The sequence below is a fragment of the Pseudomonas sp. NFACC37-1 genome (genome assembly GCF_900101575.1).
Lineage (GTDB): Bacteria > Pseudomonadota > Gammaproteobacteria > Pseudomonadales > Pseudomonadaceae > Aquipseudomonas > Aquipseudomonas fluorescens_AA.
Genome location: NZ_FMUZ01000016.1, coordinates 99,861 through 120,429, shown reverse-complemented (window position 1 = coordinate 120,429; position 20,569 = coordinate 99,861). Strand labels below are relative to the sequence as shown.

Sequence of the window (20,569 nt, the reverse complement as noted above, 5' to 3'; positions counted from 1 at the left end):
CACTCTCAATCAGTTAGATAAGAAGCGCGTCATCTTCATCCATGTAGCCCTCGTACTCGGCAAGGTTGCGCCGCTCATGGCATAGGGCGAATAGCCGGACCTGCACTTTGGTGACATCCGCCGTATGAACCAGGCATTGAAAGACCAGATAACGCTTGTCCGAACGATAGCCGCTCAAACGTAACGCCGTAAGGGCGGCGGCATGGGCGGCGTTGTACGCCAGGTCGAATCGACTGGCAAACGAAAGGGACACTGTTTGCGCATCTGTCAGGCGGTCCATTGCAGAACGCACCAAGCCCTCACATTCCTGGCGATCCGGCGGTTCTGCTTTGAGGCTGCCGCTACGTAACAGATTTTCCAGGCTTTCCTGCTTGCCCATCCTTGGACTCCAAAGGGTCTTCACCCAGCAAGTTGATCTTGTCCTGCTGCGCTACCCGAACCACGAAGCTGTTACCCGCCGCAAATTTTGCGGCCCAGTCCTGGGGCGTGTAGAGCGTAGGGTTAAGAGGACGGCCCAGTTTCTCTTCCAGAGGCATAAGCCGCTCCATCACTTCACTGTAGTGCAGGCCTTCGCCGATCAGCATGAGATCTATGTCACTGGATGCGTTCGCCTGGCCTTTGGCGACGGAACCGTAGACGAATGCCCAACTCAACTGCCTGGAAAACGGCTGCAAGGCTTGGCGCAACGGTTCCGCTATACCCATGGTTTTTTGAACGATGCCCAACAGTTCCGCGTAAATCGGGCAGTTCACATTGGCTTGGTAATGGGTTTGATTGCCCTGACGAGTCATCATCAAGATCCCTGAGTTTTGCAAACGCTCCAACTCCCGCATGAGACTGCCCTTGCCGACTTGAGCCCAGCGAGCAATTTCATTGGCATAGAAACTTTGATCCGGTTTACCGAACAACAGACCCAGGACCCGTTGCTGAGTGGCCGTGAACAAGGCATCGCTTAGAGAGAGATGATTCATAGAAAAGGCCACAAGTCCCAAAAAGGGAACGATAGGTCCCTTTTTGGGACTTATCAAGTTGGAAGTGGCATTAAACGTAAGCGCCTGGACTTCTGTGAAGCGAGCCTGCTCGCGGTGGCGATGGGTCAGTCAACATTGAGGTTGGAGGCTGTCCCCATTGCGAGCAAGCTTTCACCAATAAACCGGCTGAGTGTTTTGACATGGCCATCTGTCGGCTCGGCCTTTCGACCTGTTAGGACTGACAGTAGTCAACTTGCCGTTTACAGCGCCCAATGGGCTTCGCACTGGTCGATCTGTCACGTCTTCATGGGGAAAAACAACATGGCTTTTGAAGATTACACATCGTTCGATGACAAAAACTGGAATGGATGGACGACAGGATCCGGAGCCCACGCCAGGGCATGGGAGATTGGTAAGGACAAGGATTCGAACATCTACTGGGCTGGGTTGGTAGATATGGGATCCGTCGAACGATTCGAACCCGCTCTCAAGAAAGCGTATATAAGGCCGTAGCCAGCCAAAAGATCATCTTGGTTCAGTTTCAATATTGTATTAAAAAAGCACCAGAACTCGGCCAGCATTTCTTGATCGGAGTGACCTCACCCAGTTTCCCAACCAGCCGGTTCAGTACATCTGTAGATAGCCACCCCCCACTAAACCAATGGCTGAATTCCACACAAGACGGCTTGCCTCTTTTCAGCGGGGCGAAGGAAATATGGATCGGCCTGGCGCGGCGCAGGCACCATCAACCCGCCACAGTGGGCAATCGAGTTCGACAATATCAGGGTAACCGAAAAAGCTTGACGCTTTTTTTGGGGCTGTTTCGCAGCCCAGCGGGAGCAAGCTCCCTCGCCACGGGTTCAGACAACGCTACGCATCGGGCTGAAAGGCACACTGTAGGAGAGTGACCCTGAACTGAAGTCGGCCGATCAGTGCGAGACCACTGATCGGTAATGGCTCCGACCTGACAATGTTGACAGTATCCAGCCCTCTAATTGCAGCGCCTAATCAACTCGTAGCGTTCTTGGAACGCCGTCACTCGACAAAGGAAAACATCATGGCTTATATACCTTGGACCAGATTTGAGGGCGATACCGAAGAGGCTAAGTGGAATGGATGGGAGAACGGCCCCGGAGCATCGAAAGGTGAACTGAAGACGGAAGGGAAAAATGGTTATTGGAGTGGTCAGGTAAACATGTTCGACTACGCAAAAGTGCAGCCGGGACTCCGTAAAATATTTGACTTTGAGCCCGGTACGACCTTGTATTTTCATTTTAATTATCGTATCCCGAGCGCGCCGTCAGAATACTTCTATATGACAATCACCGATCCCGATAGATTGGCGGCAAACCAAATAGCAGTGGAAACTACGACGCCGGTCAATACATGGGTGAAGATACAGGAACGTCTCCTCTATCTGCCACCTAAAAAGGAAGTCTGGATCGGGTTCACCGGGTCTCGAAACTTATCGCCGTTTGCCATCGAATTCGACGATATCTATTTCGGGCCAAAACTCTGAGGGCTTGGTTACTCACAGCCATTGCGAGTTCACATCCGGCGAGCCGATTATCAGATTGCAATGATTACCTGTGGGAGCAAGCTCGCTCCCACAGGTATCGTGCCCGTCTCAGGTGTTTACCAACCCGGCCGCCACCACCAACTCCTCCAACGCCAACAAATCCGGCACTTTCGCCACATGTTCCCCCACTTGCACCGCCGCCTGTTCCAACCCGCACAGCGGCACGTCGACATAGCTCAACTGACTGTCGAGCTTGTAGGACCGCGGGATCCCTTGCACCAGCAGTGCGATGAAGCGCAGCTCCGGTCGGCCGCCCAGGGCGTTGAGGATGACGATGCGTGCTCGCTCGCCGATCACGGTTTTCTGGCCGCAGGCCGATTCGAAGCTCAGTAGCGGGATTTGCCGTTCGCGCCAGCTTACCCAGCCCAAGAACCACGGCGGGGTGTCCATATCGAAGGCGCTGCTCTGGTAGTCGATCAGTTCGGCCACCGCCACGTTGGGCAGGATCAGGTGGCGGTCGGCCAGTGGCAGCAGCAGGCCGGTGAGGTGGCTGGCGCGTGAGTGATGCAGGTCATGCATGGGTTCTGCTCCAGTAGGCGATGCTGTCGAGCAGCACCGATTCCTGGTACGGCTTGCCCAGGTAGTCGTTGACGCCGATGGCCATGGCGCGGTCGCGGTGTTTCTGGCCGGTGCGGGAGGTGATCATGATGATCGGCAGGTGCGCCAGGCGTGGGTCGTTGCGCACTTGCGTGGCCACTTCGAAGCCGTCCATACGCGGCATCTCGATGTCCAGCAGCATCAGGTCAGGCGCGTGCTCGGACAGCAGCGCCATGGCGTCCACGCCGTCCTTGGCGGTCAGGACGTGCATGCCATGGCGCTCCAGCAGGCGGCTGGTGACCTTGCGCACCGTCACCGAGTCGTCCACCACCAGCACCAGCAGTGGCCGTTGCGGTTCGCCCTCGCCTTCCGCCGGCACCTGGCGGCGCGGGACCTGGTGGGGCAAGGCGCGGATCGGCGCCAGCAGGTCGAGAATCAGCACCACCCGACCATCCCCCAGGATCGTCGCCCCGGACAGGCCCTGCACCGCCGAGAATTGCGGGCCAAGGCTCTTGACCACGATCTCCCGGGTCCCGGCGATAGCGTCCACCTGCACGGCCACGTGCCGCTCGTTGCACTGCACCAGCAGCACCGGCAACGGCTGGCTCTGGCCCAGCAGCTTCGGCCGGGCGCCGGTTTTCAGCAGCTCGCCCAGGTAGCACAGTTCATAGCGTTGCCCGGCGTAGGTGTAGGTCGGCGGGTCGAGTTGGTAATGGCCGTCCAGTTCGGCCGGCAACACCCGGACAATGCTTTCGATGGCGTTCAGCGGGATCGCGTACTGGTCTTCGTGACAATGCACCATCAACGCCCGGTTCACCGCCACGGTAAACGGCAGGCGAATGCGGAAATGCACGCCCTGCCCCGGGGTGGAATCGATGGTCATGCTGCCGCCCAACTGCCGCACCTCTTCGTGGACCACGTCCATGCCCACGCCACGCCCGGAGATCTGGGTGATTTTTTCCGCAGTGGAAAACCCCGGTTGCAGGATGAACTGCAGCACGTCGCGGTCGCTGATATCGCTGTCCGGCGCCAGCAGGCCACGCTTGATCGCCTTGCTCCGCACCGCCTCCAGCGGCACGCCGGCACCGTCGTCGCGGATGTCGAAAATGATGTCGCCGCCTTCCCGCGACAGGTCGAGGCTGATGCGCCCTCTTGCCGGCTTGCCAGCAGCGACACGTACATCGGCCGGTTCCAGGCCGTGGTCGACGGCGTTGCGCAGCATGTGCTCCAGGGGCGCAGCCATACGTTCCAGGACGTTGCGGTCCATCTCGCCGTCGGCATTGCCCACCACGAACTCCACGTCCTTGCCCAGTTCCTGCGCCACTTGCCGGACGATGCGCTTGAGCCGCGGCAGCATGCGCTCGAACGGCACCATGCGCGTGCGCATCAAGCCTTCCTGGAGCTCGGTGTTGATCCGCCCCTGCTGTTGCAGCAGGAGTTCGGCATCGTGATTGCTGCGATCCAGGGTTTCCTTGAGTTCGAGCAAGTCCGAGGCAGACTCGAACAGCGCCCGGGACAGCTGCTGCAACTGGGAATGCCGATCCATCTCCAGCGGGTCGAACTCTTCGTAGCCCAGGCGCTCGGCCTCCACCTGTTGACGACTGAGAATCCGCCCCTGGGTCTCGGTATCCAGGCGCCGCAACTGGTCGCGCATGCGCTCGATGGTGGTTTCCATTTCGCCCAGCGCCACGTGTGCGTCGTTGACCTGCTGTTCGATGCGCCCACGGAAAATCGACGTTTCCCCCGCCAGGTTCACCAGGTCGTCGAGCAGTTCGGCGGAGACCTTGACCATGTCCGCGCCGTCGCCCGCTGCACTGGGGTCTTGCCTGGCGGGCGCCGCGGGCGGACTTGCGATGGGGGGCGTGATCGGCTCCGTCACCGGGGCAGCCTGGGCCACCGCACTTGCCTGGGGATGATTCACCGCCTGGATCTGCGCGATCAGCCGATCGGCCAGCGGGCATGGATGGCCGGCGCGCACCGCATCGAGCATCTGCGCCAGGCGGTCATGACTGCTTTGAAGCAAGGAAAACAATGCCGGAGTCGGCTGGAGCAGGCCCGCCGACAGGCCTTCGTAGAGGTTTTCCAGCTCGTGGGCCAAGTCGCCGATAGGGACGATTTCCACCATCCGCGCACCGCCCTTGAGGGTGTGCAGATCCCGCAGCAAGGTTTCCACCGCCTGGCGATTCGACGGCTCTTCCTGCCAGCGCAGCAGCGCCGCACCTGAGCTGTCGAGGATGTCAAAGCCCTCTTCAAGGAAGATTTCCAGCAACTCGGGATCATGGCCGGCACCGTCGGCCAGGGCCGCTGCGCTCGTCTCGATGGCGTTCGGCTTGTCCTGGCGGAACCTTCGGATAGAGTCGATCAGTGCAACGGGATCGCCCAACGGTTGGCCCTGCTGCAACTGCCCGAGCAACAGGTCGAGGCGTTCGTGGCTGCTGCCAAGCAGTTGCGCCAGTTCCTCGCTGTAGCTGTAGCGCCGGTCCACCAGCCCTTCATAAAGGTTTTCCAGTTCCTGGGCCAGGTCGCTCACCGGCCGGATGCCGGCCATCCGCGCACCGCCCTTGAGGGTGTGCAAGTCACGTTGCAGCGAGGACAGCGGCGCACCGTTATCCGGATCGGCCAACCAGCGCTGCAAGGCCTGGGCAGCACTTTCGAGGATGTCCTGGGCCTCTTCGAGGAAAATCGACGCGAGGTCATCGTCCACCGAGGTCTCGGCGGGTGCGTCGCGTGCCATTTCCGCCGTCGCGTGGCCCAGTTCGCGGATACTCAGCGTGCGGCTGCCGTCGCTGCGGATCAGGCCAGTGGCCGACGGATCGAGGCTCTCCTGAAGCAGGCGACGCAGGGCCGCTACCCGCTCAGGCTGCGGACGCACGTGCTGCCCGGCCGCCAGCTGATCAAGCATGTCGATCAGCGCTTCATGGGCGAGCTGCGCCTGCTGGAAAAATTCATCGCTGACCGCCAGGCTGCTTTCTTCCACCGCGCCGTAGAGGTCCAGCAAGGCTTCGCAGAGTTCGTCCACCGGGTGCAGGTCGGCCAGGTGCGCGCCTTCGCCAAGGGTAGTCAGTTCATCCAGCAGCGCACTCAGTTCCTGGCCTTCGCCGGGGTGCTGCTGCCAGCGCTGCAAGAGGCTTTCGGCGTCCAGCAGGATGTCCATGCCCTGGGCGAGGAAGTTGTTGATCAGCTGGGGATCGCGCTTGGTCCGTAGTGCTTTGTCCGGCGCACTGTTGGCGGCGTGCAGACGCTCGGCCAGCAGAGCCTGGGCACGCTGGATCAGATCCTCGGCATCGGGGATCGGCGCCAGCGGCTCGCTGTGCAACTGGCGCAGGCCGCGGCGCAGCAGCCCTTCGGCCTCCAGCAGCAACTCCACCTCATCCAGGTCGAGGGCAATCAGGTGCGCCCGGTACTCCCGGGCCAGCTCATCCATCGCACCGGCCAACTCGGCGATGGGCAGCACGCCGGCCATCGAAGCGCTGCCCTTGAGGGTGTGCAAGGCCCGCTGCAATTCATCGCTGGCCTGCAATGGCAGGTGGTCGGCCGCCTGGTCGAGAAAACGATTGAGGCTGGCGAGGTGGCCTTGGGCTTCGTTGTCGAAGATCTTCAACAACAGCGGATCGAGAGCGGCCACGTCCTGCTCGTCGTCTTCGTCGTCTTCATCGCCGCCCTTGGCCAGGGCATGGGCGCGGGCGGCCAGGCGGTCGACGTCATCGCGCTGGCGCTGCCGATTGGCCACGAATTCGGCCACCAGGGCCGGCAACAACTGCACCGTGTCTTCGATCAACTGGCGAACCGACGCCTGCGGCTCGACGCTGCGCTCCAGCACCCGGTTGAGCAGGTTTTCCATGGCCCAGGCCAACTCACCCAGCACCAGCGCCCGTACCATCCGACCACTGCCCTTGAGGGTGTGGAAGGCCCGGCGCAGTTCGCTCAGGGCGCCGTGGTCGTCGGGATGCGCACTCCAGCGCGGCAAGTATTCGCGCAGAACGTCGAGCACCTCGGCGGTTTCCTCGAGGAAGACCTCGCGCAACTCGTCGTCCACCGGGCTCTCGTCCGGTGGTGGGGGCAACAGGCTGCCCGGGGTGCTCCTGGCCGGCGGATTGACCGCCGAGACCGGGCTGGCCAGCACCTGTGCCAAGGACTGCACCGTCTGCGGGTCATCCAGTTCCTGCAAGTCCTGCATGACCTGGGCTTCGTTGGGACTCAACACATCGTCAAGCACCGGCACCCGCGCTTCGTCAGGGTAATAACCGAGCGCGGCCAGGCTTCGCTCGACCCCATCGAGCAAGGGCTCGCCTGGGGTTTCCGGGTCCTCGCTCAAGCGCTCCAGGTAGTATTCGAGACCGGTGATCACGTCGGCCAAATGGTCGAGCTCTTCCCAGCCCGGCTGGGCCTGCTCCAGCAACAGATGGTCACGAATGAAAGCGTTGCAGGCCTCCACCAGGCTGGCGGCCCGGCTCAGGGGGATCATCGCCAGCGCACCGCGCACCTGGGTCAGCAACGCCGGCAACGGCTGCAGTTGCTCGCTGTTCCAGTCCGCATCGATGTAGTCGACGATCATATCCTTGGCCTGTTGCAGGCAGGTGTGGGCTTCCTTGATGACGATCTGGTGGATCTGGGTCAGGTCGGTGGTGGGCAGGTGCGTGTCTTCGCGACTCTCGGGCTCGACGGTGCCGACCATGCCGGCCAGGGTCGCCTCGACATAGAGCAAGGCCCCGGCAACGTCCATGAGGGTCGCGTCATCCGGCTCGCGCTGGCCCTGGGCGAGGCTCAGCACCACCGCCAGCTGATCGATGATGACCTTGCGCGGCTGGCCGAAACCCAGCACCGCCAATGTGTCGGCGATCTGCCGCAACGGCGCCAGCAGGCTGTCCAGTTCCGAGGCGTGCTGGCGATCGCTGCGCACGAACAGGTCCAGGCGCTCCTTGACCCGTACCAACTCCTCGCACAGCGCGGCGAGCACCGAGCGCATGGCATCGCGGTCGGGCCCGGCCAGACGCGCGCGTTCTTCGTCGACCATGGCGCTGTCGGGCAGCGCGTCGTCCAGTGAGTAGCGTTCTTTCATGATCTGCATCTGCCCGCTGGGATGTTCGGCCTTGGCAATATAGAACAACAAGCTCTTGAGCAGGTGGGGCGGTGCCGGCTGATTGATGCCGGGCATGCCTTGGTCCAGCAGGCGCTTGAGTTCCTTGTCGGCTTCCTTGAACAGGCTGCGCAGCGCCGGGCTGTTGGCGATGCGTCCGTCACGCATGCCTTCGACCAGCGCTGAGGCCACCTGCCATAACGCATTGAGCGGCGCCCCGGCACACAACGTTTCCAGGCGCTGGAAAACCTTGGCCAGGTAACCGAGATGGGTCGCGTCATCCTGTTCGCGCAGCAGGCCCACCAGGGCCATTTGCAGGGTCTGGCGCCATTTGCGCAAGGTGTTTGGCAGGTCAGCGGGTTCGAGGCGCCGCAAAGCCTCGTCGCTGAGCGGCGCAATATCGGGCAATTCGGGACTGAACAGGCTGGTTTCCGACAACAGGCTCTCGCCCCGGGCACTGCGCAGGTCGTTGATCAGGGGCAGTACCACCAGCGGCAGGTCGCGGCGGGCGCCTTGTATGCGGTCCAGGTAAATCGGCAACTGCCCCAAGGCCTGGCTCAACAGGCTGATGGCTTCATCGCGATGGGTGACGCGGTTGTCCTGCAGGGCGGCGCACAGCTGCTCCATCTCCTCGGCCAGCAACGCCGCACCGTAGAATTCGACCATCTGCAGGCCACCGTGGACCTGGTGAATGCAGGCCAGGCATTGCCCGAGGGCGTCCGACGCCTGGGGATCGTCCACCAGGCGATTGAGGGCCAGATGGGCCTGCTTCAGCGTTTCGGCAATCTCGCCCTTGACCCATTCCAGGGCCACGTAGTCGTGCCGATCACCCATAACCACTCCAAATCAACCTGTGGCGAGGGGATTTATCCCCGCTGGACTGCGAAGCAGTCCCAAAATAGCCAGTCTGGTACATAGAGATGGGGTTCTGCATTGCCAGGGGCCGCTTCGCGCCCCAGCGGGGATAAATCCCCTCGCCACAGAAGATCTCTGCGGCCAGGAAAGTGCGCCCAGTCACCCCTTGTCCTCATCCGCCACAGGCGCGGCCGGCAGGGTAAACCCCGACACCGAACGGCGCAGCTGGCTGGCCATCTTCGCCAGGTTGCCGATGCTTTCGGCGGTGGCGGTGGAGCCCGAGGAAGTCTGTGTGGTGATCTGCTGGATCACGTTCATGGTCAAGGAAATCTGCCCCGCCGAGGTGGTCTGTTGCTGCGCCGCGTTGGAGATGCTCTGGATCAGCGCCGCCAGGGTCTTGGACACACCTTCGATCTCCTCCAGGGCGACGCCGGCGTCCTGGGCCAGTCGCGCACCACGCACCACTTCGGTGGTGGTCTGCTCCATGGAAATCACCGCTTCGTTGGTGTCGGCCTGGATCGCCCGCACCAGGGTTTCGATTTGCCGGGTCGCCGCCGAAGAACGCTCGGCCAGGCGTTGCACTTCATCGGCCACCACCGCGAACCCGCGCCCGGCATCACCGGCCATGGACGCCTGGATAGCGGCGTTGAGGGCCAGGATGTTGGTCTGGTCGGCGATGTCGTCGATCAGGCTGACAATGTCGCCAATTTCCTGGGATGACTCGCCCAGGCGCTTGATGCGCTTGGCGGTGTCCTGAATCTGTTCGCGAATGTTGTCCATGCCATGAATGGTGTTGTGCACCACCTCGTTACCCTTGTTGGCAATTTCCACCGAGCGCTCGGCCACCGCCGACGATTCGGCGGCATTGGCCGACACCTGGTCGATGGACAGGGCCATTTCATTAATTGAAGTCGAAGCTTCGGAAATTTGCTGGGCCTGGTGCTCGGAAGCCTGGGCCAGGTGCATCGCCGTGGCCTGGGTTTCCTGCACGGCGGCGGCGACCTGGCCGGCGGTGAGGTTGATGGTCGCCACCAGATCCCGCAGCTGGTCCACCGAGTAGTTGATGGAATCGGCGATGGTGCCGGTGAAATCCTCGGTGACCGAGGCCGTGACGGTCAGGTCGCCGTCGGCCAGGTCCTCGATTTCATCCAGCAGCCGCATGATCGCATTCTGGTTGCGCTCGTTCTTTTCCGCGGTTTCGTGCAACTGACGGTTGGTCTCGCGGACCATCACCAGCCCGATCAGGATGATCGACATCAGCGCCAGCAGGCCCAGCACGTAGCCGCCGATGGTATTGACGGAACGCCCGCCGGCCAGGTTTTCGAAGGCCGTGGCCAGGTGCGAAGCCTCGTCGAGCAAGGTCTGCGACAAGTTGAAGATATTGCCGGCCGATTCGCGGACCTTGAACAGCTCCGGCGAGGTTTCGAGGATTTCATCCACCGAGCCGGAGACGAACTCGAACAGCTCGCTGATTTCGCTCAGCCGCGCCCGGGCATCACGGTCCTGGACCTGGGAGATTTTCAGGGCGGCGTCACCTTGCAGCATGCCATTGAGCACCTGGCCAAAACGCGCCGCGTCGCGACCGAAGGTATCGGCGGCCTGGCTGGCATTCTCGTCCCCCGCCAGCACGGTATTCACCGCGCCGAGAATCCGCTCGGCCAGCAAGGACTGGCGCTGGGCCATGGCCACTTGGGTGGCCGGCGCACCACGTTGCAGCAGGATCTCGACGACTTTTTCGTACTCGACCTGCAATTGCGGCACGGTTTCGGCCAGGGTGGCCGCCACCTGGTGCAGCGACAACACGGTCTGCTCGCTGGAAAGGATGGCATCGGTGTTCTTGAGCAGGCGCTCCCAGTCCAGCTGCACGGCGCGCATCTGCGGGCGCAGGGTGGCGGGCGCAGGGGGCAGGCCGGTCACCGGGTCGCCCTGTTTCAGGTAGCCCCAGCGCTGGGCGAAGTCATTGCGCGCATCGCTCAGCAGCTTGAACGCCGCAGGCTTGCCGGCGGCGGCCTCGGTGGCGTTCTTGGCGATGCGCTGGGACAGCACCCGCAGCTCACCGGCATGGCCGATGTACTGTTTGTCGTAGGTGGATTGAGTGTTGAGGTAAGCGAAGTTGGCGAACAGCAACACGATGAAGACGATCAGCGCGACGAACAGCACGATGATCTGCGAACGACTGCGCGACGCTTCCAATGGCTTGCCTGTTTTTGCTTTGATCATCGATTTTTCGCCTGTGCTGCCCAGTCCAACTCACTGCTTTATCAGTGGGGCCACTGCCTTGCTTACCTGTCAGACCAATTCGCCTCCTTCGCGAGCAAGCCCGCTCCCACATTGGGATCTACTGTGAACTCAAGCTTTGTGAGCACCATAGATCCAAGGTGGGAGCGGGCTTGCTCGCGAAAGGGCCAGCCCATTCACCCGAGCTTTTCCGTCAAATCGCCACATCCATGAACCCCGGCGACCGCGCCAGGGCAAACGGGCTGAACACTTGCCACTCGCGCTCGCCGCCGAACCGGCCCTTGACGAAGGCCGCTTCGGGGCCGTCTTGGTCGTCCACCAGCATCGGTTCCGGGCTGTCCTGGGCAAAGTGCTGCAGCCCGAGGACCTCGTCCACCAGCAACCCGGCGAACACCTCGACATGGTCCACCACCAGCACCCGCCGCTGCTTGCGCACGGCGGACAGCTCATGGCCGAAGAACCCGCACAAATCCATCAACGGCAACAAGCGCCCACGCAGGTTAGCCACGCCACGCACCCACGGCTTGACCCCGGGCAAATGCGTGTGGCGAGGCTCGTGCAGCACCTCGCTGACTTCGCCCATCGGCGCCACGTACCAGTGCTCGCCCAGGCGAAAGCCGATGCCGCTCCAGCCGGCACGATGGGTCGGCTGGGAGGGCAGGTCCGCCCCCAGCAGCCGGCAACGCCGGTCGATCTGCAGCAGCAGTTCGAAGGCCGTCAGGGATTGGCTCATGGCCGCGTCGTCAACCCGCCAGCACTTTGTTCAGGGTCGCGATCAGGGTTTCTTCGTCCACCGGCTTGGTCAGGTAGTCCTTCGCCCCCTGGCGCGTACCCCAGACCTTGTCGGTGTCCTGATCCTTGGTGGTGATGATGATCACTGGGATATGGCCGGTGTCCGGGTCCTTGGTCAACTGGCGCGTGGCCTGGAAACCATTGAGGCCGGGCATGACGATGTCCATCAGCACCGCATCGGGTTTTTCCTGGCGGGCCAGCGCCACGCCATCGGCGCCATTCTCGGCCTTCAGGACCTGATGGCCGTGCTTTTCCAGCATGCCGGTCAGTTTGTACATTTCAGTCGGCGAATCATCGACGATCAGAACTCGTGCCATGGTGTTCCCCATTTTCTTGTTGACCCCAGGCCCGTTGGCCGAGTGTCATTAATGTGCCTGGTGCGGCTGGACAGCGGCAAAGCCCGGGACATGGGCCTGTATCGCCCCCAGCAGTTCTTCCTTGCTGAACGGCTTGGTCAAAAACTGATCGGAACCGACGATGCGCCCCTTGGCCTTGTCGAACAACCCATCCCGGGACGACAGCATGATCACCGGCGTGGCCTTGAATGCGCTGTTGTTCTTGATCAAGGCACAGGTCTGGTAGCCATCGAGGCGCGGCATCATGATGTCGACGAAGATGATGCCCGGATGATGGTCGGCGATCTTGGCCAGGGCATCGAAACCGTCGATAGCCGTGATCACCTCGCAGCCCACGTTGCGCAGCAAGGTTTCGGCGGTGCGGCGGATGGTCTTCGAGTCGTCGATGACCATGACCTTCAAGGCACTGGGTTGCTGCTGCGTGAGATGCTCTGCCATTGCCACTGCGAACCGGTTTTTAACGCGTAAGTGTGATCGACAGCGCAAACCCTTGATGTTCAAGGCCCGCACGTCACATGGCAGCCTTTTTAGCACAGTCTCCATCGCCGATCTATCGGCCGCTCGGCGCGGTGGTTTTTCCTTGACCGCCAATCCTCCGAGCGCCACTCTGACGCCACTTTTTCACGCCATTATGTGCCCATCATATTTCGAGGAACCAAGCCATGAGCGTACGCGTCGGCATTGTCATGGACCCTATCGCCAGCATTTCCTATAAAAAGGATAGCTCGCTGGCCATGCTGCTGGCCGCTCAGAAGCGCGGCTGGGAGCTGTTCTACATGGAGCAGCGCGACCTCTACCAGGCCGAAGGCCAGGCGCGGGCGCGGATGAAACCGCTGAGCGTCTTCGCCAACCCTGAGAAGTGGTTCGAGCTGGGCGACGAAAGCGACGCGCTGCTCAGCGACCTGGACGTGATCCTGATGCGCAAGGATCCGCCGTTCGACATGGAGTTCGTGTACTCCACCTACCTGCTGGAACAAGCGGAAAACGCCGGCGTGCTGGTGGTCAACAAGCCCCAGAGCCTGCGCGACTGCAACGAAAAGCTGTTCGCCACGCTGTTCCCGCAGTGCACGCCGCCGACCATCGTCAGCCGTCGCCCGGACGTGTTGCGCGAATTTGCCGACCATCACGGCGACGTGATCCTCAAGCCCCTGGACGGCATGGGCGGTTCCTCGATCTTCCGGCACACTGCCGGCCACCCGAACCTGTCGGTGATCCTGGAAACCCTGACCTTGCACGGCCAACAGCAGATCATGATCCAGGGCTACCTGCCGGCCATCGTCGATGGCGACAAACGCATCCTGATGATCGACGGCGAACCGGTGGATTATTGCCTGGCGCGTATCCCGGCGGCCGGTGAAACCCGAGGCAACCTGGCGGCCGGCGGACGTGGCGAGGCGCGGCCGTTGACCGAGAAGGACCGCTGGATCGCTGCCCAGGTCGGCCCGACGCTGCGGGAAAAAGGCCTGTTGTTCGTGGGCCTGGACGTGATCGGCGAGCACCTGACGGAAATCAACGTCACCAGCCCGACCTGCATCCGCGAGATCGATAACGCCTTTGGCACCGACATCGGCGGCATGTTGATGGATGCCATCGATCAGAAGCTCAAGGCTCGTTGATCCAGATCCTGCTGAAGGAAACCCACATTGCGTTATCATGCCCGGCCTGAAAAAAACGCGATGTTGGTTTCCTTGTCATGACACTCCCGTCCGATCTGCCCCAAGAGCTCGCCCACCGCAGCGTGCGCCCGGCTGATCGCCTCGGTTTTACCCTGTTCCTGGCGGCGCTGATCCACTTGGCCTTGCTGCTGGGTGTCGGGTTTGCCACGGTCGAGCCGAAACAGATCAGCCAGACCCTGGAAATCACCCTGGCCACCTTCAAGAGCGAAACCAAGCCCAAGAAGGCCGACTTCCTCGCCCAGGAAAACCAGCAAGGCAGCGGCACCCTGGAAAAAAAGGCGATCCCCAAGACCACCGAGATCGCGCCCTTCCAGGACAACACGGTGCAGAAAGTCACCCCGCCGCCAGCGGCCAAGCCCGAAGTACAGGAAGCGGCGCCCAAGGCGGCCGTGACCACCGTGGCGCCGAAGCCGAAGAAAGCCCCGGTCAAGGAAGAGGTCAAGCCTGATCCCAAGCCCCAGGCCCCCTTGCCGACCTTCGACAGCTCCCAACTGTCCAGCGACATCGCCAGCCTGGAGGCCGAACTGGCCCAGGAGCAACAGCTCTACGCCAAGCGCCCGCGCATCCACCGCCTGAGCGCCGCCTCGACCATGCGCGACAAGGGCGCCTGGTACAAGGACGAGTGGCGCAAGAAGGTCGAGCGCATCGGCAACCTCAACTACCCTGACGAAGCGCGGCGCAAGCAGATCTACGGCAACCTGCGGCTAATGGTCTCGATCAATCGGGACGGTTCGTTGTATGAAGTGCTGGTGCTCGAATCCTCCGGCCAGCCGCTGCTGGACCAGGCCGCCCAGCGGATCGTCCGTCTGGCGGCACCGTTCGCGCCGTTTACCGGGGACCTGTCGGACATCGACCGGCTGGAAATCATCCGCACCTGGAAATTCGCCCGCGGCGACCGGCTGTCCAGCAATTGATCACGGGTTTGTGCCGGACATAACCTCTGCCCCCGCCGCAGATCCCTTGTGGGAGCGGGCTTGCCCGCGAAGACGGCGGTCCTGCCGCAAGAGATCTATCGGTTACACGGGCCCCTTCGCGAGCAAGCCCGCTCCCACATTTGATCGGTGTCGCCGGCCAGATCGGGGGACTTCTTGCACATCCCCAGCTTGTCAGTTCGCCCCTGCCCCGCCACACTAGCGCCTATGAAAAACGTCAGCCCCACCTACCTCAAGCATCACTTCCTGATTGCCATGCCGCACATGGCCGATCCGAACTTTGCCCATACCTTGACCTACATCGTCGAGCACACGGCCAATGGGGCCATGGGGCTGGTGATCAATCGCCCGCAGGAGCTGAGCCTGGCGGACATTCTTGAGCAACTGCGGCCCGAGGTCGAACCACCACTCTTGTGCCAGCACGTGCCGATTTTCATCGGCGGCCCGGTGCAGACCGACCGCGGCTTCGTACTCCATCCGTCGGGCCCCAAATACCAGGCCACGGTGGACCTGGACGGCTTGTCGCTGTCCACCTCCCAGGACGTGCTGTTCGCCATCGCCGACGGTGTCGGCCCGGAGAAAAGCCTGATCGCCCTCGGCTACGCCGGTTGGGAACCCGGGCAACTGGAAGCCGAGCTGGCCGACAACGCCTGGCTGACCTGCCCGTTCGACGCCGACATCCTGTTCAACACCAGCAGCGAATTGCGCCTGGAAGCGGCGGCCAGCCGGCTGGGGGTCAACCTCAGCCTGCTCACCAGCCAGGCAGGACACGCCTGATGGCCCTGCGCTTGCTGCTGGGCTTCGATTACGGCACCAAACAGATCGGCGTAGCGGTCGGCCAGGTCATTACCGGCCAGGCCCGCGAGTTGTGCACCTTGAAGGCGCAGAACGGTGTTCCGGACTGGAACCAGGTCGAAGCGCTGATCAAGGAGTGGAAACCTGATGCCGTGGTGGTCGGCCTGCCGCTGAACATGGACGGCACGCCCAGCGACATGTGCCTGCGCGCCGAAAAGTTCGCCCGCCGGCTCAATGGCCGCTACAACCTGCCTTTCTATACCCATGACGAACGCCTGACCACCTTCGAGGCCAAGGGCGAGCGCCTGGTGCGCGGCGGGCAGAAAGGCAGCTACCGCGACAATCCGGTGGACGCCATCGCCGCCGCCCTGCTGCTGCAAGGCTGGCTCGACGCCAACGCCGCCCTGTTCGAAACCTGATTTTTTACAAAGCGCCGCCAAGGCGCTTTCTTTTAGCGATAAGCCGCGCCACTCACCACCGGCCCGGGAACCTGAAGGAGCCAGCATGAGCCTGCCCAATCCTGCCGAACTGATCAGCCAGATGGCGATTCGTCTCACGGCACACCTGGAACAACGCGGCATCAGCGAACCGCGCTACATCGGCATTCGCACCGGTGGCGTCTGGGTCGCCCAGGCCTTGCTCGAAGCACTGGGCAGCCAATCGCCGCTGGGCACCCTGGATGTGTCCTTCTACCGCGACGACTTCAGCCAGAACGGCTTGCACCCGCAAGTGCGCCCCTCGGCGCTGCCGTTCGAGATCGAAGGCCAGCACCTGGTGCTGATCGACGACGTGCTGATGAGCGGCCGGACCATCCGCGCCGCCATGAACGAACTGTTCGACTACGGTCGCCCGGCCAGCGTGACGCTGGTGTGCCTGCTGGACCTGGACGCCGCCGAGCTGCCGATCCGGCCGAACGTGGTCGGCGCGACGCTGACGCTGGCCGCCCATGAGCGGGTCAAGCTCTCCGGGCCGTCGCCGCTGCAACTCGAACTGCAAGACCTTGCCCTTTAACTGCCCTTGTAAGAGTCCATCGCGATGACGCCTCTCGAAACCAAGCGCCCGCTGCAGCTCAACGATCAGGGCCAGCTGCGGCACTTCCTGTCCCTCGACGGCCTGCGCCGCGAGCTGTTGACGGAAATCCTCGACACTGCCGACTCGTTCCTCGAAGTCGGTGCCCGGGCGGTGAAGAAAGTCCCGTTGCTGCGCGGCAAGACCGTGTGCAACGTGTTCTTCGAAAACTCCACCCGCACCCGCACCACCTTCGAACTGGCGGCCCAGCGCCTGTCGGCGGACGTGATCACCTTGAACGTATCCACGTCCTCGGCGAGCAAGGGCGAAACCCTGCTCGACACCTTGCGCAACCTCGAAGCCATGGCCGCCGACATGTTCGTCGTGCGCCACGGCGACTCCGGCGCAGCGCACTTCATTGCCGAACACGTGTGCCCGCAAGTGGCGATCATCAACGGCGGCGACGGCCGTCATGCCCACCCGACCCAGGGCATGCTCGACATGCTGACCATCCGTCGACACAAAGGCAGCTTCGAAAACCTGTCGGTGGCCATCGTCGGCGACATCCTGCACTCGCGGGTCGCCCGCTCGAACATGCTGGCCCTCAAGACCCTCGGTTGCCCGGACATCCGCGTGATCGCGCCGAAAACCCTGCTGCCCATCGGCGTCGAGCAATACGGCGTGAAGGTCTACACCGACATGACCGAAGGCCTCAAGGATGTGGACGTGGTGATCATGCTGCGCCTGCAACGCGAGCGCATGACCGGCGGCCTGCTGCCCAGCGAAGGCGAGTTCTACCGCCTGTTCGGCCTGACCACCGCCCGGCTGGCCGGGGCCAAGCCGGATGCCATCGTCATGCACCCGGGGCCGATCAACCGCGGCGTGGAGATCGAGTCGGCGGTGGCCGACGGCCCGCACTCGGTGATTCTCAACCAGGTGACCTACGGCATCGCCATCCGCATGGCCGTGCTGTCCATGGCCATGAGCGGGCAAACGGCCCAGCGCCAATTCGACCAGGAGAACGCCCAGTGAAGCTCAGCATTCTCGGCGCACGCGTGATCGATCCAGCCAGTGGCCTGGATCAAGTGACTGACATTCATATCGATGCCTGCAAGATCGTCGCCCTGGGCGCCGCGCCCACCGGTTTCGTGGCGGCTGAAATCCTCGACGCCCAGGGCCTGGTGGCCGCGCCTGGCCTGGTGGACCTGAACGTCGCCCTGCGCGAACCGGGCTACAGCCGCAAAGGCAGCATCGTCAGCGAAACCCGGGCTGCCGCCGCCGGTGGCGTGACCAGCCTGTGCTGCCCGCCGCAGACCAAACCGGTGTTGGACACCTCGGCCGTGGCCGAACTGATCCTCGACCGCGCCCGCGAAGCCGGCAACACCAAGGTCTTCCCGATCGGCGCACTGAGCAAAGGCCTCGACGGCGAGCAACTGGCCGAACTCATCGCCCTGCGGGACGCCGGTTGCGTGGCGTTCGGCAACGGCCTGAACAGTTTCCGCAACACCCGTACCCTGTGCCGCGCCCTGGAATACGCGGCGACCTTCGGCCTGACGGTGATCTTCAACTCCCAGGATCACGACCTGGCCGAAGGTGGCCTGGCCCACGAAGGCCCGACCGCCAGCTTCCTCGGCCTGCCGGGCATCCCGGAAACCGCCGAGACCGTGGCCCTGGCCCGGGACCTGCTGTTGGTGGAACAAAGCGGCGTGCGCGCCCACTTCAGCCAGCTCACCAGCGCCCGCGGCGCGGCGTTGATCGCCCAGGCCCAGGCCCGCGGCTTGCCGGTCACCGCCGATGTGGCGCTGTACCAGTTGATCCTGACCGACGAGGCGCTGATCGACTTCAACAGCGTCTACCACGTCCAGCCGCCGCTGCGCACCCGCGCCGACCGCGATGGCCTGCGCGAGGCGGTGAAGTCCGGGGTGATCTCAGCCATCTCCAGCCATCACCAACCCCACGAGCGTGATGCCAAGCTGGCCCCGTTCGGCGCCACCGAGCCGGGCATCAGCAGCGTCGAATTGCTGCTGCCGCTGGGCCTGACGCTGGTGGAAGACGGCTTGCTGGACCTGCCGACCTTGCTGGCCCGCCTGAGCGCCGGCCCGGCCCAGGCGCTGCAATTGCCAGCGGGGAAACTGGCGGTGGGCGCCGCGGCGGACCTGGTGCTGTTCGACCCAGCCGCATCCACCGTGGCCGGCGAAGCCTGGCGCTCCAAGGGCGACAACTGCCCGTTCCTCGGTCACAGCCTGCCGGGGGTGGTGCGCTATACCCTGATGGATGGGCGGATCACTCACCAGGCCTGATACCGCGTCGCCTGCTTCGCGAGCAAGCCCGCTCCCACATTGGATCTGAGGTGTTCACACATCATGTGTTCACAACGGATCCCGTGTGGGAGCGGGCTTGCTCGCGAATGCAGGCGACTCGGTCTAGCCGACTTAGTGAAAAGCCCCCCGCTTCTGCGCATTACGAATCGACACCTGATCGTTCAATGTCCAGAAGTCATACAGCACCCCGAGAAAAAACACCCCGCCGGTCAGCAGGTAAATAATCCCGCTGATCCACTTGCCCTGATACATCCGGTGTACGCCCAGCACCCCGAGAAACGTCAGCAGAATCCACGCCACGCTGTACTCGATCGGCCCTGGGGTGAAACGCAGGTCCGCCTCGCGGTCCATGGACGGGATCAGGAACAGGTCGATCAGCCAACCGATGCCCAGCAGGCCGAAGGTGAAGAACCAGATCGTGCCTGTGACCGGTTTTCCGTAATAGAAACGGTGGGCGCCGGTAAAACCGAAAATCCACAGCAGATACCCAATGACTTTGCTGTGGGTATCGCGGATTGCGTCCTGCTGATAGCTGTTCATGAATGGCCTCTTTTGCCTCGATAGAAAAATTTGTTCGGACTTTTTGTGACTTTTTTGTGTCTCGCCGACAAGCGGTCCTGGACGACGCGAACCGGGGAAACCCCCGTGTCACGGGGGTTCTGTCGGACAATCAAGCCCAATTGTCGCCATTGTGCAGGGTTTACGCTGGGTTTCGAATCGACAAACGGCCTCGGAATGGCAAAAAAAGCTGTTATAAAGTTGCGCGCTAACCTTTAAGAGCCTTGCCTAATGCGTCCATTTTTCAAGACATGGCTAACCATCTGCCTATTATTGCCACTGGCCGCCCACGCCACCAATCGTGAGCAACGTCTTCCCAACGTCAACGGCTACACCCCGAAATCCCATGTTTCTGCTCCTTCGAGCAAGAACAAGCCAAGCGTCCAGCGCGTGGGCACGGCCAACAGCAAGCTGGTGCCGCCCATGGCGACCAAAGCGAGCAGCAACGTGCTGAGCCGCGCCGTGAATGTACTCGGCACACCCTATCGTTGGGGCGGCAGCAGCCCAAGTAAAGGCTTCGATTGCAGCGGGTTGGTGAAATACGCTTTCAACGACGCCACGTTCGACCTGCCGCGCACGTCCAACGCCATGGCCGCCGGTCATGGTGAGAAGGTCGAGCGCAAGGATCTCAAGCCCGGCGACCTGATCTTCTTCAAGCTCAAGAGCCGCCGGGTCAACCACGTGGCCATCTACCTGGGCAACGACCGCTTCATCCACGCCCCACGCCGTGGCAAGTCGGTGACCATCGACACCTTGAACAAGCCGTACTGGGACACCCACTACGTGGTCGCCAAGCGAGTGCTGCCCAAAGAGCCTGGTGCGCTGCGCGTGGTTCAGCGCTGAGCTGAAGAACTCACTGGCCCACTGTGGCGAG

General features: G+C 62.6%; 18 protein-coding genes. 9 read left to right on the top strand and 9 right to left on the bottom strand.

The genetic code is table 11. The features are described 5' to 3' along the window. Positions 1 to 13: 13 nt before the first annotated feature. Both BLP82_RS17775 and BLP82_RS17770 read right to left on the bottom strand, forming a co-directional pair. A complete protein-coding gene (locus BLP82_RS17775; protein WP_092170790.1) occupies positions 14 to 379 on the bottom strand; it encodes a hypothetical protein in 366 nt (121 codons plus the stop codon). Further along, on the bottom strand, positions 342 to 971 hold the full coding sequence (locus tag BLP82_RS17770) for a nucleotidyltransferase domain-containing protein (RefSeq protein ID WP_092170787.1): 630 nt from the start codon (positions 969 to 971) through the stop codon (positions 342 to 344). The genes BLP82_RS17775 and BLP82_RS17770 overlap by 38 nt, the downstream gene beginning before the upstream one ends. A 1,057-nt stretch (positions 972 to 2,028) precedes the next feature. On the opposite strand from BLP82_RS17770, the gene BLP82_RS17760 reads away from it, so the two are divergent. Beyond that, positions 2,029 to 2,490, top strand: coding sequence for a hypothetical protein (locus BLP82_RS17760; protein WP_092170779.1), 462 nt, complete (start codon positions 2,029 to 2,031; stop codon positions 2,488 to 2,490). Between the two features lie 108 nt (positions 2,491 to 2,598). On the opposite strand, the gene BLP82_RS17755 is transcribed toward BLP82_RS17760, so the two are convergent. The 6 genes from BLP82_RS17755 to BLP82_RS17730 all read right to left on the bottom strand — a co-directional run bounded on the left by BLP82_RS17755 (position 2,599) and on the right by BLP82_RS17730 (position 12,843). After that, on the bottom strand, positions 2,599 to 3,069 hold the full coding sequence (locus BLP82_RS17755) for a chemotaxis protein CheW (RefSeq protein ID WP_092170775.1): 471 nt from the start codon (positions 3,067 to 3,069) through the stop codon (positions 2,599 to 2,601). After that, entirely contained in the window at positions 3,062 to 8,998 is a 5,937-nt protein-coding gene (locus BLP82_RS17750) for an Hpt domain-containing protein (RefSeq protein WP_092170770.1), read from the bottom strand. The genes BLP82_RS17755 and BLP82_RS17750 overlap by 8 nt, the downstream gene beginning before the upstream one ends. Positions 8,999 to 9,178: 180 nt before the next feature. Beyond that, a complete protein-coding gene (locus BLP82_RS17745; protein ID WP_092170766.1) occupies positions 9,179 to 11,239 on the bottom strand; it encodes a methyl-accepting chemotaxis protein in 2,061 nt (686 codons plus the stop codon). 211 nt (positions 11,240 to 11,450) lie between these two features. Next, positions 11,451 to 11,990: a chemotaxis protein CheW gene (locus BLP82_RS17740; protein WP_092170761.1), complete on the bottom strand. Its 540-nt coding sequence runs from the start codon at positions 11,988 to 11,990 to the stop codon at positions 11,451 to 11,453. A gap of 10 nt (positions 11,991 to 12,000) precedes the next feature. After that, a complete protein-coding gene (gene pilH / locus BLP82_RS17735) occupies positions 12,001 to 12,366 on the bottom strand; it encodes a twitching motility response regulator PilH (RefSeq protein WP_003206465.1) in 366 nt (121 codons plus the stop codon). A gap of 48 nt (positions 12,367 to 12,414) precedes the next feature. Beyond that, complete coding sequence (locus BLP82_RS17730) at positions 12,415 to 12,843, bottom strand: response regulator (RefSeq protein ID WP_092170757.1); 429 nt, start codon at positions 12,841 to 12,843, stop codon at positions 12,415 to 12,417. Between the two features lie 224 nt (positions 12,844 to 13,067). On the opposite strand from BLP82_RS17730, the gene gshB reads away from it, so the two are divergent. The 7 genes from gshB (at position 13,068) to BLP82_RS17695 (ending at position 19,116) form a co-directional block, all read left to right on the top strand. Further along, positions 13,068 to 14,021: a glutathione synthase gene (gshB, locus tag BLP82_RS17725; protein WP_092170753.1), complete on the top strand. Its 954-nt coding sequence runs from the start codon at positions 13,068 to 13,070 to the stop codon at positions 14,019 to 14,021. A gap of 77 nt (positions 14,022 to 14,098) precedes the next feature. Continuing rightward, entirely contained in the window at positions 14,099 to 14,995 is an 897-nt protein-coding gene (locus tag BLP82_RS17720; protein WP_092170750.1) for an energy transducer TonB, read from the top strand. A gap of 225 nt (positions 14,996 to 15,220) precedes the next feature. Beyond that, positions 15,221 to 15,790: a YqgE/AlgH family protein gene (locus BLP82_RS17715; RefSeq protein ID WP_092170747.1), complete on the top strand. Its 570-nt coding sequence runs from the start codon at positions 15,221 to 15,223 to the stop codon at positions 15,788 to 15,790. Next, positions 15,790 to 16,227, top strand: coding sequence for a Holliday junction resolvase RuvX (ruvX, locus tag BLP82_RS17710; protein WP_003177497.1), 438 nt, complete (start codon positions 15,790 to 15,792; stop codon positions 16,225 to 16,227). The genes BLP82_RS17715 and ruvX overlap by 1 nt, the downstream gene beginning before the upstream one ends. Positions 16,228 to 16,312: 85 nt before the next feature. Continuing rightward, complete coding sequence (gene pyrR / locus BLP82_RS17705) at positions 16,313 to 16,819, top strand: bifunctional pyr operon transcriptional regulator/uracil phosphoribosyltransferase PyrR (RefSeq protein WP_053126217.1); 507 nt, start codon at positions 16,313 to 16,315, stop codon at positions 16,817 to 16,819. Positions 16,820 to 16,843: 24 nt separating this feature from the next. Continuing rightward, positions 16,844 to 17,848, top strand: coding sequence for an aspartate carbamoyltransferase catalytic subunit (locus BLP82_RS17700; RefSeq protein WP_003177495.1), 1,005 nt, complete (start codon positions 16,844 to 16,846; stop codon positions 17,846 to 17,848). After that, positions 17,845 to 19,116 carry a dihydroorotase gene (locus BLP82_RS17695; RefSeq protein WP_092170742.1) on the top strand — a complete coding sequence of 424 codons (1,272 nt, stop codon included), beginning with the start codon at positions 17,845 to 17,847 and terminating at the stop codon, positions 19,114 to 19,116. The genes BLP82_RS17700 and BLP82_RS17695 overlap by 4 nt, the downstream gene beginning before the upstream one ends. Positions 19,117 to 19,248: 132 nt before the next feature. On the opposite strand, the gene BLP82_RS17690 is transcribed toward BLP82_RS17695, so the two are convergent. After that, positions 19,249 to 19,677 (bottom strand): NINE protein, encoded by a 429-nt coding sequence (locus tag BLP82_RS17690; protein WP_092170738.1) that lies wholly within the window; start codon positions 19,675 to 19,677, stop codon positions 19,249 to 19,251. Positions 19,678 to 19,926: 249 nt separating this feature from the next. Here BLP82_RS17690 and BLP82_RS17685 point away from each other — a divergent pair, with 249 nt between their 5' ends. Further along, the gene (locus BLP82_RS17685) at positions 19,927 to 20,538 is read left to right on the top strand and encodes a C40 family peptidase (RefSeq protein WP_060740205.1); all 612 of its coding nucleotides are present in this window, start codon (positions 19,927 to 19,929) and stop codon (positions 20,536 to 20,538) included. Positions 20,539 to 20,569 lie beyond the last annotated feature (31 nt).